General features: G+C 64.9%; 12 protein-coding genes and 1 pseudogene. 9 read left to right on the forward strand and 4 right to left on the reverse strand.

The annotated features are described in order from the left end of the window. The first annotated feature begins 130 nt into the window (after positions 1–130). The 4 genes and pseudogenes from OO258_RS07760 to OO258_RS07775 form a co-directional block, all read left to right on the forward strand. Positions 131–958, forward strand: a complete 828-nt coding sequence (locus OO258_RS07760; RefSeq protein WP_110745318.1) for an SDR family NAD(P)-dependent oxidoreductase — start codon at positions 131–133, stop codon at positions 956–958. Next, a complete protein-coding gene (locus tag OO258_RS07765) occupies positions 955–2,673 on the forward strand; it encodes an FAD-dependent oxidoreductase (RefSeq protein WP_266029595.1) in 1,719 nt (572 codons plus the stop codon). The genes OO258_RS07760 and OO258_RS07765 overlap by 4 nt, the downstream gene beginning before the upstream one ends. After that, on the forward strand, positions 2,673–3,002 hold the full coding sequence (locus tag OO258_RS07770) for an NIPSNAP family protein (RefSeq protein WP_266029596.1): 330 nt from the start codon (positions 2,673–2,675) through the stop codon (positions 3,000–3,002). Before OO258_RS07765 ends, OO258_RS07770 begins: the two co-directional genes overlap by 1 nt. A gap of 74 nt (positions 3,003–3,076) precedes the next feature. Beyond that, a pseudogene (locus OO258_RS07775) lies at positions 3,077–4,459 on the forward strand (MFS transporter); the annotation flags it as partial. Here OO258_RS07775 and OO258_RS07780 read toward each other — a convergent pair. Both OO258_RS07780 and OO258_RS07785 read right to left on the reverse strand, forming a co-directional pair. Continuing rightward, a complete protein-coding gene (locus OO258_RS07780; protein WP_110745314.1) occupies positions 4,395–5,306 on the reverse strand; it encodes a LysR substrate-binding domain-containing protein in 912 nt (303 codons plus the stop codon). The pseudogene OO258_RS07775 and the gene OO258_RS07780 sit on opposite strands and share 65 nt — an antisense overlap. Positions 5,307–5,385: 79 nt before the next feature. Next, positions 5,386–6,042: an HAD family hydrolase gene (locus tag OO258_RS07785; RefSeq protein ID WP_266029598.1), complete on the reverse strand. Its 657-nt coding sequence runs from the start codon at positions 6,040–6,042 to the stop codon at positions 5,386–5,388. Between the two features lie 92 nt (positions 6,043–6,134). Here OO258_RS07785 and lexA point away from each other — a divergent pair, with 92 nt between their 5' ends. Genes lexA through OO258_RS07805 form a run of 4 tightly spaced genes read left to right on the forward strand, consistent with a single transcriptional unit; the run spans position 6,135 to position 11,874 of the window. Continuing rightward, positions 6,135–6,752, forward strand: a complete 618-nt coding sequence (lexA, locus tag OO258_RS07790) for a transcriptional repressor LexA (RefSeq protein WP_110745312.1) — start codon at positions 6,135–6,137, stop codon at positions 6,750–6,752. Continuing rightward, positions 6,752–7,372 (forward strand): translesion DNA synthesis-associated protein ImuA, encoded by a 621-nt coding sequence (gene imuA / locus OO258_RS07795; protein WP_266029599.1) that lies wholly within the window; start codon positions 6,752–6,754, stop codon positions 7,370–7,372. Before lexA ends, imuA begins: the two co-directional genes overlap by 1 nt. Positions 7,373–7,378: 6 nt before the next feature. Further along, positions 7,379–8,797 (forward strand): Y-family DNA polymerase, encoded by a 1,419-nt coding sequence (locus OO258_RS07800; RefSeq protein ID WP_266029601.1) that lies wholly within the window; start codon positions 7,379–7,381, stop codon positions 8,795–8,797. Next, the gene (locus OO258_RS07805) at positions 8,794–11,874 is read left to right on the forward strand and encodes an error-prone DNA polymerase (protein ID WP_266029602.1); all 3,081 of its coding nucleotides are present in this window, start codon (positions 8,794–8,796) and stop codon (positions 11,872–11,874) included. Before OO258_RS07800 ends, OO258_RS07805 begins: the two co-directional genes overlap by 4 nt. Before the next feature lie 83 nt (positions 11,875–11,957). Here the strand turns inward: OO258_RS07805 and OO258_RS07810 are convergent, their stop codons facing one another. Both OO258_RS07810 and OO258_RS07815 read right to left on the reverse strand, forming a co-directional pair. Continuing rightward, positions 11,958–12,779 (reverse strand): aldo/keto reductase, encoded by an 822-nt coding sequence (locus OO258_RS07810; protein WP_266029604.1) that lies wholly within the window; start codon positions 12,777–12,779, stop codon positions 11,958–11,960. Next, positions 12,767–13,672, reverse strand: a complete 906-nt coding sequence (locus OO258_RS07815; protein ID WP_266029606.1) for a LysR family transcriptional regulator — start codon at positions 13,670–13,672, stop codon at positions 12,767–12,769. The genes OO258_RS07810 and OO258_RS07815 overlap by 13 nt, the downstream gene beginning before the upstream one ends. 140 nt (positions 13,673–13,812) lie before the next feature. Here OO258_RS07815 and OO258_RS07820 point away from each other — a divergent pair, with 140 nt between their 5' ends. Then, positions 13,813–14,511 (forward strand): CoA transferase subunit A, encoded by a 699-nt coding sequence (locus tag OO258_RS07820; RefSeq protein ID WP_266029607.1) that lies wholly within the window; start codon positions 13,813–13,815, stop codon positions 14,509–14,511. The last annotated feature ends 35 nt before the right edge of the window (positions 14,512–14,546 follow it).

The following is a 14,546-nucleotide window of genomic DNA, read 5'->3' on the forward strand; positions in this document are numbered from 1 at the left end:
CACGCAACCTTCAGGGCGTCGGGGAAAAATTGACCGGAATGTGGTGCGGGTTGCAGGTTTTGTCCATTCTGTCGATGTGCCTGCCGGCCATAGGCTGTGGCCCAGAACAAGCGACACTCTGGAGAGCTGCATGCACAACAACAAGATTCCCTCTCAGTGGCTGGGCCTGGATTCGGCCGTCTGCGTGATTACCGGCGCGGCCGGTGGCATAGGTGCGGCGCTGGCTGCTGCGCTGGTCGAGCAGCAGGCCCATGTGGTGCTGCTGGACCGCGACCTGGGCAAATGCCGCGAACTGGCGGCCACAATGGGTGAGCACAGTGCCGGCGAAATCACTGCCCTGGCCTGTGACATTGCCGACCCGGCCAGCGTGGAGCAGGCCGCCGCCCAGGTACAAGCGCTGCATGGGCGCTGCGATGTACTGGTCAACAATGCCAGCGTGCTGCGCCCCGGCGCACTGGACACGTTGAGCCTTGAACACTGGAACCAGGTGCTCGCGGTCAACCTGAGTGGCTACCTGTTATGCGCCCAGGCCTTTGGCCGCTCGATGTTGGCCCGCGGCCAAGGCCGCATGGTGCACGTGGCCTCGATTGCTGCCCATTATCCGCAGCCCAACAGCGGCGCCTACAGCGCGGCCAAAGCCGGCGTCAGCATGCTGTCACGGCAGATTGCCGTGGAATGGGGGCCGCGCGGTGTGCGCAGCAATGCGGTGTGCCCTGGGTTGATTCGCACGCCATTGTCGGCGGCGTTCTATGCCGACCCAGCGGTGGAGCGCCAACGCAGTGCCATGACTGCCAATCAACGCATCGGCGAACCACAAGACATCGCCGAGGCTGTGCTGTTCCTGGCCAGCCGCCGCGCCGACTATATCAACGGTGCTGAGCTGACCGTGGATGGCGGGCTGGAGAGCATGCCCATGGCCCTGATCCCGCGCCCGGGTTTCGAGGGGGCAGGCCAATGAATACGCGCCATTGCGATGTGCTGGTGATAGGTGCAGGGGCCGGTGGCCTGACGACCGCGATCACGGCGAAAAAACGTGGCCTGGAGGTGGTTGTCATCGAAAAGGACGACTGCTTCGGCGGCACCACGGCATTTTCCGGCGGCGTGCTCTGGGTGCCAGGCAACCCGCACGGCGGTAGCGACAGCCACGCGGCGGCCATGACCTACCTGCGCAACGAAGCAGGCGCGTGCTTCGATGCTGAGGGTGTCGAGGCATTCTTGCAGTACGCCCCACAAATGGTGGCGTTTTTCGAGCGCGAGACGGCCGTGAAGTTCGTGCCTACGCTATACCCCGACTATCACCCGCAGGTCGAAGGAGGCGTTGACGTTGGCCGTTCGATACTGGCCGCCCCCTATGACATTCGCGGTCTCGGCCAGGACATGGCACGCCTGCGCCCGCCGCTGAAAACCATCACCTTCATCGGCATGATGTTCAATTCCTCGAATGCCGACCTCAAGCACTTCTTCAATGCTACCCGTTCGTTCACCTCGTTCCTGTATGTAGCCAAGCGCCTGATGACTCATGTGAAGGAGCTGGCCCTGTACCGCCGTGGCACCCAGGTTACCAGCGGTAATGCCCTGGCGGCGCGGCTGGTGCGTTCGGCGCTGGACCTGGGGATACCAATCCTGACGGGTACCCCGGCGCGGAGGTTGCTGCAAGAAGGTGGCCGCGTGGTAGGTGCCTTGGCCGAGCAGGCCGGCAGCGAGCTGTGCATCCAGGCCCGGCGTGGGGTGGTGCTGGCCTGTGGTGGGTTCTCCCACGATGTGCAACGGCTGCGCCAGGCCTACCCACATGTGCGGCGTGGCGGCGAGCATTTTTCTCCGGTGCCGGCGGGCAATACCGGTGATGGTGCGCGGATGGCCGAGGCGTTGGGGGCCAGGGTCGATATCCGTCTGCAGGCACCCGCCGCGTGGATGCCCGTGTCGAAGGTGCCGGTGGCAGGCGGGCGGCATATAGCCTTTCCGCATTTGCTGGACCGTTACAAACCCGGTGTGATCGGTGTGCTACGTTCGGGCCGGCGTTTCACCAACGAGTCGAATTCCTACCATGACGTGGGCGCAGCGCTGATCGGGGCCTGTGAAGGTCAGGCGGAAACGGCTATGTGGCTGGTGTGCGACCGCCGCACCTTGACCAAGTACGGCCTGGGTTACGCCAAGCCTGCGCCGATGCCGCTGGGGCCGTTGTTGCGCAACGGCTACCTGCTCAAGGGCAAGACCCTGGCCGAGCTGGCCGCCAAGGCCGGGATCGATGCACAAGGGTTGGAGCAGACCGTGCGCGCTTACAACCTCGGAGCAGTTCACGGTGAAGACCGCCAGTTCGGGCGGGGCAGCACTAGCTTCAACCGCTACCTGGCCGACCCGCAGCAGCAGCCGAACCCCTGCGTGGCACCGGTGGCTGAGGGGCCGTACTTTGCCGTGAAGGTGATCATGGGCGACCTTGGCACATTCGACGGGCTACGCACCAGCGTGGTTGGCGAAGTGCTGGCGGCCGACGGCCAGGCCATCGATGGCCTGTATGCCGTAGGTAACGACCGCGCCAGCATCATGGGGGGGAACTACCCCGGGGCGGGTATCACCCTGGGGCCGATCATGACCTTTGGCTACATCACCGGGCGCCACCTGGCAGGTGTCGAGCAAGGGTTGGCAGCGGTGGGCAACGCGCAGGAGGTGGCGTGATGGACAAGCCTGTGGTTGACCACCGCATCTACACCATCCGCCCGCGTGGCATGGCGGCTTTTCTCGACGCTTTCGACCGGTTGGCTATGCCGATTCTGCTACGCCATCTCGGCCCACCACTGGGGTTCTATACCAGCAGCATCGGCCCGCTGAACCAGGTGGTGCACTTGTGGGGCTACGACAGCCTCGATGACTTTGAAAAGCGCAGTGCCGCGCGCGACGCCGACCCGGACTTTGCCGCGTACCTGCATGCCACCCGCGACCTGGTGGTGGCGCAGGAAACGCGGATCATCAGGCCCGCGCACCTGACCAGCCTCAGTCGGCGGTGATGTTGCGTGTGCTGGCGGTTGGGCCGCAACGCGGCCCCGATACACCCCCATAAAAACAACAACAGGTGATACCCATGAACAACCCGCTTGACGTGCGCCAGCTGATCGATCGGCAACCCATCGGCCGCTACCAGAAATGGGTGGTGTTCCTTGGCTTTCTGATCATTGCCCTTGATGGCCTGGACGTGGCCATCATCGGCTTCATTGCCCCGCAACTGAAAAGTGACTGGAACCTGGGTGCGCAAAGCCTAGGCCCGGTATTGAGCGCTGCCTTGATCGGCCTGGCCCTCGGCGCGCTGGTCGCGGGTCCTTTGGCTGACCGCCATGGGCGCAAGGCGGTGTTACTGTGCAGCGTCCTGCTGTTTGGTTCATTCACCTTGGCCTCAGCCTTTTCCCCCAATCTGGAAACCTTGGTGACGCTGCGTTTTCTCACCGGCCTGGGGCTGGGGGCGGCCATGCCCAATGCCAGCACGCTGGTCAGTGAATATGCCCCGGCACGCAGCCGCTCGCTGTTGATCACGCTGGCGTTCTGCGGCTTCTCCATGGGCGCGGCGTTTGGGGGCTTCGTCAGCGCCTGGATGATCCCCAACCTGGGCTGGCGCAGCGTGCTGGCAATGGGCGGGGCATTGCCGCTATTGGTCTTGCCGCTGCTGTACTGGCGCCTGCCCGAATCGGTGACCTTCCTGGTCAGCAAAGGCGCGAATCGCCAACGTATCCTGGACATCGTTCGCCGCCTGGCGCCAGGGCAGGTCAACGCGGACAGTACCTTTGTCATGCCCGGCAAAGGCCTGCCGGCGGGCGGTGCGATCGGTACTGTCCTGTCGCCCCAGTATCGCTTTGGTACTTGCATGCTCTGGGTCGGCTACGTGCTGGCGTTGTTCCTGGTGTATCTGTTCAGTGGTTGGCTGCCGACGCTGGTGAAGGAGGGCGGTGGCTTTTCGGTGTCCGAAGCAGCCATCGTCACGGCCTGTTTCCAGATCGGCGGGCCGCTGGGGGCTGTTACGGTGGGTTGGGCGATGGATCGTTACCCGGCACAGCGGGTGCTGGTGCTGACCTTCCTGTTCAGCGGTGCGGTGATTTTTGCCATTGGCCAGGTGGCCACAGACTTCGCCTGGCTGTGCGTGGTTGCCAGCGCCGTGGGCTTTGGCCTGAATGGCGCAAGTGTTGGCATGAATGCGTTGGCAGCGGCCTTTTATCCAACCCAAGCGCGGGCGACCGGGGCCAGTTGGATGAGTGGCATCGGTCGCATCGGCGCCGTGCTCAGTGCCTTTGCCGGGGCGCAGATGCTGGCGCTGGGCTGGAGCTTCTCCCAGGTTTTCGCTGCGCTGCTGCTGCCTGCCGGGCTGGCGGCATTGGCGGTATGGCTGCACGGGCGTCAGGCTGCACGGCAGCTCAGCGTTCCAGGCTGTACATGCGGCATTCCGCCAACAATGCCAGCAGGTTCGGCTCCCGCTCCCGCGCCTTCAGAAATACCACGCCGATATGCTGCTGCAGGCGATATTGCGGCTGCAAGGCGATCAACCTGACGCGGTTTTCGTACACCGCCGCGATGCGCCCGGGCAGCAAGGCAAAGCCAACCCCCGAGCTGACCATGCTCAGCAAGGTGAAGATATCGTTCACCTGCATGGCCACCTTCGGTTCGAAACCAGCTTGCTGGAACACCCGTGCGCCATCGCGATGAGTCGCGAAGCCTTGGGTGAGGGTGATGAAGGTGGAGTCGGCGAGGTCGGCCAGATCCACTTCGGCCTGCCCGGCGAAGGGCGAGTCGGTGGGCACGGCGAGGTAGATGTCGTCGGAGAACAGCGGCAGTTGTTCGCAGGCCGGGTCGCTGACACTTTCGTCGAGGGAAACGAGGACGGCTTCCAGCTCGTGGTTCTTCAGGCGCTGCAGCAGGTCGACGTTGGAACCCAGGGTCAGGTCGATGTTGAGTTCACTGCGGCGCAGTTTCAGGCCCATGACCAGTTTGGGCACGGTTTTCACCGTGAGCGAGTAGAGTGCGCCCAGGCGGAAACGCTCGGCATAGAAACCGGCGGCTTCGCGGGTCTGGCGCACCATCTGTTCAGCGTCCTGGATCAGCTGGCGAGCTTTCTTTTCCAGTACGTAGGCACTTTCCAGCGGGATCAGCTGGCGGCCTTCGTGCTTGAACAGCGGGCAGCGCAGCGCGCTTTCCAGTGAATGGATGGCGCGGTGCACGCTGACGGCGCTGGTGGACAGTTCGGCGGCGGCGCGGCCAAGGTTGCCGGTGCGCATGAACGCGAGGAAGGTGTCCAGTTTTTTGAGGGTCAGTTCTTCGTCGATCAGCATGGGGCGGCCTGAGCGTGGGCAATTGCAGAATCTTGCCTGTTGAGGTGAAAACCTGGGGCGGCAAAGAGGCCCCGAAGGCTCACTGCATGGACTCGATCAACGCCCATAGCGCTGGGTCGGTAAAGTCCTGTATCACCCGCTGCGCACCCGCGGCGAGTAGTCGCTCCGGCGTCTGCGTGGTGGCAACGCCCACGGTGAAGATCCCCGCGCCACTGGCTGCCGCCACGCCCGGCAGAGAATCCTCGAAAGCCAGCGCCTGCCCGGCCTCGGCACCCAGCCGCTGCAGGCCGGTAAGGTAGGGCAGCGGGTCTGGCTTGGGCCGGGCCAGTTCCTCGGCCACCAGCACATGCTCGAAGCGCTGGCCCAGGCCCATGGCCTTGAGCATGTGCTCGGCGTTCAGCCGCGGTGCGTTGGTGACCACGCACATGCCGATGCCGCGCGTCTGGGCGTACTCCAGCAGGCGCAACAGGCCCGGCAGCGGTTGCAATGAGGGCGACATGTCGCGGAACAGTGCCTCCTTGCGGTCGGCCAGGGCCAGGCATTGTTCGCGACTGGCGCCACTGAACAGCTCGGCGAACAGTTCACCATTGGCGCGGCCGCTCACCTGGGCATCGAACTGTGCCTGGCTCAGCTCGCGGCCGTCCTGCTCCCGTAGCAGTTGGCGAAAGGCCTCCAGGTGCAAAGTGTCGGTGTCGGTCAGGGTTCCATCCAGGTCGAACAGCAGGGCAGTCAGCATCGGGTATCCAGATCAAGAAAATACAGGCCTGGGGATCATAGCGAAAGCTGACGACAAAGGGGGCTGTTCAGCACGCCTCGAAAGGAGTACAAATGTGCTCCATGGACAACCTTACCCCCAAACGCCGCGCCATCTTCGAATTCATCCGTGAGCGTATCGCCGATCACGGCCAGCCGCCGAGCCTGGCCGATATCGCCACGCGCTTCGGTTTTGCCTCGCGCAGCGTCGCCCGCAAGCACATCACGGCCTTGTGCCAGGCCGGCTACATCGATGTCACGCCGAACCAGGCGCGGGGCATTCGCCTGGCGGCACCGCTGCGCCGGCCAGAAATCCTCGAAGTGCCGGTGCTGGGCCAGGTGGCGGCAGGCGCCCCCATCGGCCCTGACGTCGACATCCACGAGCAGCTGCTGCTCGACCCCAGCCTGTTCCGGCGTACCCCCGACTACCTGTTGAAGGTGCGTGGCGACTCGATGATCGACGACGGCATCTTCGACGGTGATTTGGTCGGTATCCTGCAGCAGGCAGATGCCCGCGACGGGCAGGTCGTGGTTGCCCGCCTGGACGGCGAAGTGACCATCAAGCGCCTGCAACGCCAGGGCAAGCATTACCGACTGTTGCCCCGCAACCCGGCCTATGCCCCCATCGATGTGCAGCCAGAGCAGGAGTTCTTCATCGAAGGCGTGTTCTGCGGCTTGCTGAGGCGCGACTGATGGGCGCGGTGGTCGACCTCGACCGGCTGCTTGACCAGCGCCGGATATGGCGCGGCCGGCAGGCCCAGGCGCGGCCACTCGGGTTGCAGCCGACCGGCCATGCTGCGCTCGACGAACGTTTGCCGGAAGGCGGCTGGCCGGCATCAGCACTGAGCGAATTGTTGCTGGCCAGCCCAGGGTGTGGCGAATTGCAGCTGCTCTGGCCAACCCTGGCCAGGCTGAGCGCTGAAGCCAGCCGGGTGGTGCTGGTGGCGCCGCCTTTCATTCCTTATGCCCCGGCCTGGCAGGCAGCGGGGGTAGACCTTCGCTGGTTGGTGCAGGTGGACGCTGAACCTGCCGATGCCCTTTGGGCTGCCGAACAGTGCCTGCGCTCGGGCAGTTGCGCCGCCGTGCTGTGCTGGCCGGAACGTGCCGACGACCGTGCCCTGCGGCGCTTGCAGGTGGCCGCCGAAACCGGCCAGGCCCTGGCCTTTGCCTGCAGGCCGCAACAGGCTGCGCACAACCCGTCACCGGCAGCCCTGCGCATTGCCGTCGACACCCGCCCGGCGCAATGGCGCGTGCTGAAAAGCCGCGGCGGCATGGCGCCAGCGCTGCCCATCGCCTGCCCGGTGCGGGGCTGATGCAACATGCTCTGGGCCTGCATCCTGCTGCCGCAGCTGGCGCTGGACACCGTCCTGCGTGAACGCGACGATCCCGATACGCCTTTGGTGCTCATTGGCGGGCCGACCCAACGGCGCGTGTTACAGGCAGTCAACCCAGCTGCGGCGGCACTTGGCCTGCGGGCCGGGCAAACCCTGACGGCAGCGCATGCTTTGGCGGATGGGTTCACCTGCGTCGAGACCGACCCCGGCCGCATCGACCAGATGCAGCAGCTGCTGGCAGCCTGGGCCTACCGTTTCAGCGCGCAGGTCAGCCTGCATTACCCACGGGCACTGCTGCTGGAAGTAGGCTCCAGCCTGCAGCTGTTCGGCTCCTGGCCCTTGTTGCAAGCACGCCTGCGCCAGGAACTGGCCGAGCTCGGCCTGCGTCAACGCATTGTGCTGGCCAGCAACCCGGTGGCGGCACGCATGCTCGCCAATGCGCACGACGGGCTGGCCGTGAGCGACGCGGACACCACCCGCGCAGCGCTGCTGCACATGCCAATCAGCCGGGTCGGCCTGCCGCCAGAGGCCACCGAAGCCTTTGCCCGCATGGGCCTGCGGCAGTTGGGCCAAGTCCTGGCCTTGCCGCGCGATACCCTGGCCAGGCGCTTTGCGTCGCAGGTGCAGCTTCACCTCGACCAGTTGCTGGGGCTGCGTAACCTGGGGTTGGACTTCTATCAGCCACCGGACCGCTTCGAAACGCGACTGGAGCTGAACTTCGACGTCGAATCGCACCAGGCACTGTTATTCCCGCTGCGGCGAATGCTCAACGACCTGGCGGCATTCCTGGCCGGGCGCGACTGCGGCGTGCAGCGCTTCTGCCTGCACCTGGAGCATGTGGAGGGGCCGGATACCTTGCTCAAGGTGGGCTTGCTGGCGGCCGAACGCGATGCCGCGATGCTGTTCGAACTGGCCCGTGGGCGCCTGGAGCCCCTGCGCATCCCGGCACCGGTGCGCAACCTGCGCCTGGTCGCCGAGGACTTGCCAGCCTTCGTGCCGCAGCACCAGGCGCTGTTCGACCCACGGCCGCAACAGGCGCAACCCTGGGATCAATTGCGTGAGCGGTTGCGCGCGCGCCTGGGCGATGAGGCCGTGAAAGGCTTGTGCGCGGCAGCCGACCACCGCCCCGAATGCGCCTGGCAGCGGGTAGAGCAGGGTGTCCAGGGCTCTATGCCGGTTGCCCCGGGCAGTCGCCCGGGTTGGTTGCTGCAGGCGCCGGTGGCGCTGAATGACGCCGGTTACCAGGTACAGGGCCTGGCCGAGCGCATTGAGTCGGGCTGGTGGGATGGCGGCGACGTGCGCCGCGACTATTACCGCATCGAAACCCGGGACGGCCTGCGCGGTTGGGCCTATCGCGACCTGGGCCAGGCCGGCCCGCTGTGGTTGCAGGGTTGGTTCGCATGAACACTCCGGGTTATGCCGAGCTGCATTGCCTGTCCAATTTCACCTTCCAGCGCGGTGCGTCGAGTGCTGATGAGCTGTTTCGACGGGCAAAGGAGCAGGGCTACGATGCCCTGGCCATCACTGATGAATGCACCCTGGCGGGTATCGTCCGTGCCTGGCAGTCTGCCAAAGCGCACCAGATGCGGCTGATCGTTGGCAGCGAAGTGCAGTTGCACGACGGCCCCAAGCTGGTGTTGCTGGTTGAAGGCCTGACCGGCTACCAGAACCTGTGCGCATTGATCACCCGGGGTCGGCGGCGGGCGGAAAAGGGTGAGTACCAGCTATTGCGCGATGACCTGCTGCAGCACCATCAAGGCTTGCTGGCCTTGTGGGTGGCCGATGACAGCGCTGATACGGCGACCGGCCAGTGGCTGCGCAGCGTGTTCGCCGAGCGCCTGTGGCTGGCCGTGCATTTGCACCGCGGCAGTGACGATGGCCAACGCCTGCAGCGGCAGCGTGCGCTGGCAGCGGCGTTGGGCATCCGTGCCGTGGCCTGTGGCGATGTGCATATGCATGTACGTGGCCGCCGAGCCCTGCAGGACTGCATGACTGCCATCCGCCAGCACTGCCAGGTGGCCGAGGCCGGGCGCTTCCTTTTTGCCAACGGCGAGCGGCACCTGCGCACCCAGGCGCAACTGGCCGAGCTGTATCCGCCCGACCTGCTGGCCGAGACCTTGGCCATTGCCCGGCGCTGCCAGTTTGACCTGAGCGAACTGAACTACCAGTACCCCCGCGAACTGGTCCCCGAGGGGCACACCCCGGCAAGCTGGTTGCGTGAACTGTGCGAACAGGGCTTGCCCTCGCGCTGGCCGGGTGGGCCGAGCGACAAGGTGCGCGCGGTACTGGCCAAGGAGCTGGGGCTGATTGAAGAGCTGGGTTACGAAAGCTACTTCCTGACCGTGCACGATATTGTCGCCTTTGCTCGCAGCCAGCGGATCCTGTGCCAGGGTCGCGGCTCTGCAGCCAACTCGGTGGTGTGCTTCGTACTGGGTATCACCGAACTCGACCCCATGGCGCACCGCCTGTTGTTCGAGCGCTTCCTGTCGCGCGAGCGTAACGAACCGCCCGACATCGATGTGGATTTCGAGCACGACCGCCGCGAAGAAGTGATCCAGTACGTGTTCCGCCGTTATGGCCGGCACCGGGCGGCGCTGACTGCAGTGGTCAATACCTACCATGCCGCTGGTGCAGTACGGGATGTGGCGCGGGTGCTGGGGTTGCCGATGGATCAGGTCGATGCCCTGGCCAAATGCTGTGGCCGCTGGAGCGACCGCATACCCGACGAGCAACGCCTGGCCGAGGCCGGTTTCGACGCGGGCAACCCGTCCTTGCGGCGGGTGCTGGTGCTGGCCGGCGAGCTGATCGGCTTCCCTCGGCACCTGTCACAGCATCCGGGTGGTTTTGTCATCTCCCAGCAACCGCTCGACCAACTGGTCCCGGTGGAGAATGCCGCCATGGCCGAGCGCACGGTGATCCAGTGGGACAAGGACGATCTGGACATGGTCGGCCTGCTGAAGGTCGATGTACTGGCCCTGGGCATGCTCAGCGCGTTGCGCCGCTGCTTCGACCTGTTGCAGCGCCACCGCGGCCGGCAGTTGACCCTCGCGACCATCCCCAGCGAAGACCCGGCCACCTACGCAATGATCAGCCGCGCCGAAACCATGGGCGTGTTCCAGATCGAGTCGCGCGCGCAAATGGCCATGTTGCCGCGGCTGCGCCCCAACACGTTCTATGACCTGGTGATCGAAGTAGCCATCGTCCGCCCTGGGCCGATCCAGGGTGACATGGTGCACCCGTACCTGCGTCGGCGCCTGAAGCAGGAGCCGGTGACCTACCCGTCGCCGCAACTTCAGGAAGTCTTCGAGCGCACCCTGGGGGTGCCCCTGTTTCAGGAGCAGGTGATGGAGCTGGCCATGGTCGCCGCCGACTACAGCCCGGGTGAGGCCGACCAGTTGCGTCGCAGCATGGCCGCCTGGAAGCGCCACGGCGGCCTGGAGCCGCACCGCGAGCGGCTGGTACAGGGCATGCTGCGCAATGGTTACGACCTGGCGTTTGCCGAACGCATCTTCGAGCAGATCAAGGGCTTTGGCAGCTATGGCTTTCCGGAGTCACATGCGGCCAGCTTTGCCTTGCTGTGCTATGCCAGCAGTTGGTTGAAATGCCACGAACCGGCGATTTTCACCTGCGCGCTGGTCAACAGCTGGCCCATGGGTTTCTACAGCCCCGACCAGCTGTTGCAGGAGGCACGACGCCAAGGCATCGAGGTCCGACCAGTGGATGTTTGCCACAGCGAGTGGGACTGCACCCTTGAGCCAGATGCGCAAAGCACCTTGGCCCTGCGCATGGGCTTGCGCCTGGTGCGGGGGTTGGCCGAAGCCGATGTCAGGCGCCTGGAGCAGGCCAGGGCACAGCGGCCGTGGCGCGACGTCGAAGACCTGTGCCTGCGCGCCGGGCTGGATGCCCGCGCCCGTGCCCACCTGGCCGACAGTGGGGCGCTGCGGGCCTTGGCCAGCGACCGGCACCAGGCCCGCTGGCAGGTGGCGGCGGTGCAGGCGCAACTGCCGCTGTTCGCTGATGTGCAGGCCTTGCCAGAGGTGGCGGTGAACTTGCCGGTGCCGACGGTGGGCGAGGATCTGGTGGCTGATTACCACGCCTTGGGCACTACGTTAGGGCCGCATCCGTTGACCTTGTTGCGTTCGCGGCTACGCGCGCTGGGTTGCCGCAGTTCTGCCGAGCTGCACAGCGTCGAGCATGGCGACAGCATCACGGTGGCCGGGCTGGTGGTGGGGCGGCAGCGGCCACAGACCGCCAGCGGGGTAACCTTCGTGACCCTGGAGGACGAACACGGCATGGTCAATGTGGTGGTATGGCGCGAGCTTGCCGAGCGGCAAAGGCGGGCGCTGGTCGGCTCGCAACTGCTCAAGGTCAGCGGGCGGCTGGAACAGGAAAATGGTGTGAGGCACCTGATCGCCCGGCGACTGGAGGATGTAAGCCCGCTGTTGCAGGGGCTGGATGTGCGTAGCCGAGACTTTCATTAGGCTGATTGCTTTGCCACCATGACTTCTCCATGGGTCGTGAGCGCCCGCACGGCGCTCATCCTCACAGCACAGCGCAAAATTCGCTAGACCATCGCCAACCGCTGCTTGCGTGACGGTGCCGGGAAAGCCTGGTCGATCGCGCGCAGGTCTTCGCGGGTCAAGCTCAACGTACCCGCCGCCGCGTTCAGCTGAACATGCGCCGGCGCCACAGCTTTGGGAATGGCGATGACGCCGTCGTGGCGGGTTACCCAGGCCAGGCTGACCTGGGCCGGTGTGGCCCCATGGCGCGTGGCGATTTCCGCCAGCACAGGGTGCTGCAGCAACCGCCCGGCCTGGGCCAACGGGCAGTAGGCCATGGTCGGCAGTGCATGCGCTTCGCACCATGGCAGCAGGTCAAACTCGATGCCCCGCTGGGCCGGGTTGTAAAGCACCTGATTGGTGGCGCAATCAGGGGTGTGCAGTTCGCGCAGGTCGTCGACGTCGAAATTGGACACGCCCCAGTGTTTGATCTTGCCTTGCTCGCGCAGGCGCTCGAAGGCCTCGACGGTTTCCTCCAGCGGGTGCTGGCCACGCCAGTGCAGCAGGTACAGGTCGATGCAGTCGGTGCCCAGGCGTGCAAGGCTGCGTTCGCAGGCTGCGGCCATGCTGCGTCGGCCGGCGTTGTGCGGGTAGACCTTGCTAACCAGGAACACGTGGTCGCGGCGCCCGGCAATAGCCTGGCCGACGACCTCTTCCGCACCGCCTTCGGCATACATCTCGGCGGTGTCGATCAGGCTCAGGCCTAGCTCGATACCCTGTTGCAGGGCCGCCACTTCCGCAGCCTTGCGCCCAGGGTCTTCGCCCATGTACCAAGTGCCCTGGCCGATGGCCGGAACACGCCTGCCTGCCAGTTTCACGTAACGCATGTCACCTCCGGGATCCGAGTGTTGGAAAGTACAACCTCAAGCAGCGCCTGCGCTGCGGTGGAAAGCTTGTGTTCGCTGAGGGCAATCACGCCGATCCGCCGCTCGACGGTGGGCTCGACCAAGGTCACGCAGCGCGCGCCCAGTTCCTGCATCTGGTTGATGCACAGTGCCGGCACGGCACTCACCCCCAGGCCGCTGGCCACCATGCGGCCAATGGTCGCCAACTGATGGCTTTCGAAGGCCACGGCCAGCTTGCCATGTTGGGTGGCCACATTCTGCTCCATCAGCAGGCGCACGGCCGAGGGGCGTTGCAGGGCCACGAAGTCCTCGGCCATCAGTTGCGCCCAGCTCACCTGGGGCAGCAGCGCCAGGGGCGAATCGGCGGGCACCACCGCGACGAAGCGGTCCATGTACAACGGATGGAAGTTCAGCCCGTCGATGTTGTCCGGCTCGAAGCCGATGCCCAGTTCGACGCGCCGATGGCGCACCAGTTCCTGCACCTGTTCGTTGATCACGTCATGCACGGTGACATTGACCTTGGGGTAGCGCTGGCGAAACACCTTGAGCGAATGCGGCAGCAGGTTGCCGGCAAACGCCGGCATCGCCGCCACCGATACCCGGCCCAGTTGCAGGGTGAAGCGCTGGCGCAGCATTTCTTCGGTGTCGTCCCAGTCGGCCAGCAGTCGCCGTGCCAGTGGCAGCAGCACTTCGCCCTCGGCGGTAAGGCTGACACTGCGTGTGGTGCGGCTGAGCAGGGCACCGCCGAGGTTTTCTTCCAGGGCCTTGATGGTCAGGCTCAGGGCCGGTTGCGACACATGCAGGTGTTCACCGGCCTGGGCGAAACTCTGATACTTGGCCACGGCGACAAAGGCGCGCAGTTGCTTGACGTTCATGACGGGCCTATTGTTTGTTTTGTAAAAGTTATCAATCGATGACGAAAACAAAATTAACAAATCAGTCGCTTGCGGTGAAGATGGTTACACACGCTCACCGACAACCTCGTCGGTTCAACAACTACAAAAGGCGGATCAGCATGGCCGGACTGGACAAGCGCGTTGCAACCTATGAACAGGCCCTTGAAGGCCTGACCGACAACATGACGGTACTGGCCGGTGGTTTCGGCCTGTGCGGTATCCCCGAAAACCTCATCAACGAAATCAAGCGTCGCGGCGTCAAGGGCCTGACCGTGGTCTCCAATAACTGCGGCGTGGACGGCTTTGGCCTGGGCGTGCTGTTGGAAGACCGGCAGATCCGCAAGATGATCGCCTCCTATGTGGGCGAAAACGCCGAGTTCGAACGCCAACTGCTCAGCGGCGAACTGGAAGTGGAACTGACCCCGCAGGGCACCCTGGCCGAGAAAATGCGTGCGGGCGGTGCCGGCATCCCGGCGTTCTTCACCGCCACCGGCTACGGCACGCCGGTCGCCGATGGCAAGGAAGTGCGCGAGTTCAAGGGCCGCAAGTACATCCTTGAAGAGTCCATCACCGGCGACTTTGCCATCGTCAAAGGCTGGAAGGCCGACCACTACGGCAACGTGGTGTACCGCAACACTGCGCAGAACTTCAACCCGCTGGCGGCCACCGCCGGCAAGATCACCGTGGTGGAAGTGGAAGAGATCGTCGAGCCCGGCGTGCTGCTGCCCAGCGAAATCCACACCCCGGGCATCTACGTGGACCGTGTCATCGTCGGCACCTTCGAAAAGCGCATCGAAAAGCGCACCGTCAAGGCCTGAGCGCCATCCACCAGAACAACAAAGAGACTCTGACC

Origin of the sequence: Pseudomonas sp. DCB_BI (assembly GCF_026240995.1) — a bacterium.
GTDB lineage: Bacteria > Pseudomonadota > Gammaproteobacteria > Pseudomonadales > Pseudomonadaceae > Aquipseudomonas.

What these genes read in the sequence shown, in the direction of transcription:
- imuA (WP_266029599.1), top strand. Translation starts at nt 6,752, where the DNA reads ATGGGCGCGGTGGTCGACCTCGACCGGCTGCTTGACCAGCGCCGGATA.
- OO258_RS07785 (WP_266029598.1), bottom strand. Translation starts at nt 6,042, where the DNA reads ATGCTGACTGCCCTGCTGTTCGACCTGGATGGAACCCTGACCGACACC.
- OO258_RS07815 (WP_266029606.1), bottom strand. Translation starts at nt 13,672, where the DNA reads ATGAACGTCAAGCAACTGCGCGCCTTTGTCGCCGTGGCCAAGTATCAG.
- OO258_RS07770 (WP_266029596.1), top strand. Translation starts at nt 2,673, where the DNA reads ATGGACAAGCCTGTGGTTGACCACCGCATCTACACCATCCGCCCGCGT.
- OO258_RS07810 (WP_266029604.1), bottom strand. Translation starts at nt 12,779, where the DNA reads ATGCGTTACGTGAAACTGGCAGGCAGGCGTGTTCCGGCCATCGGCCAG.
- OO258_RS07780 (WP_110745314.1), bottom strand. Translation starts at nt 5,306, where the DNA reads ATGCTGATCGACGAAGAACTGACCCTCAAAAAACTGGACACCTTCCTC.
- OO258_RS07820 (WP_266029607.1), top strand. Translation starts at nt 13,813, where the DNA reads ATGGCCGGACTGGACAAGCGCGTTGCAACCTATGAACAGGCCCTTGAA.
- OO258_RS07760 (WP_110745318.1), top strand. Translation starts at nt 131, where the DNA reads ATGCACAACAACAAGATTCCCTCTCAGTGGCTGGGCCTGGATTCGGCC.
- lexA (WP_110745312.1), top strand. Translation starts at nt 6,135, where the DNA reads ATGTGCTCCATGGACAACCTTACCCCCAAACGCCGCGCCATCTTCGAA.
- OO258_RS07765 (WP_266029595.1), top strand. Translation starts at nt 955, where the DNA reads ATGAATACGCGCCATTGCGATGTGCTGGTGATAGGTGCAGGGGCCGGT.
- OO258_RS07800 (WP_266029601.1), top strand. Translation starts at nt 7,379, where the DNA reads ATGCTCTGGGCCTGCATCCTGCTGCCGCAGCTGGCGCTGGACACCGTC.
- OO258_RS07805 (WP_266029602.1), top strand. Translation starts at nt 8,794, where the DNA reads ATGAACACTCCGGGTTATGCCGAGCTGCATTGCCTGTCCAATTTCACC.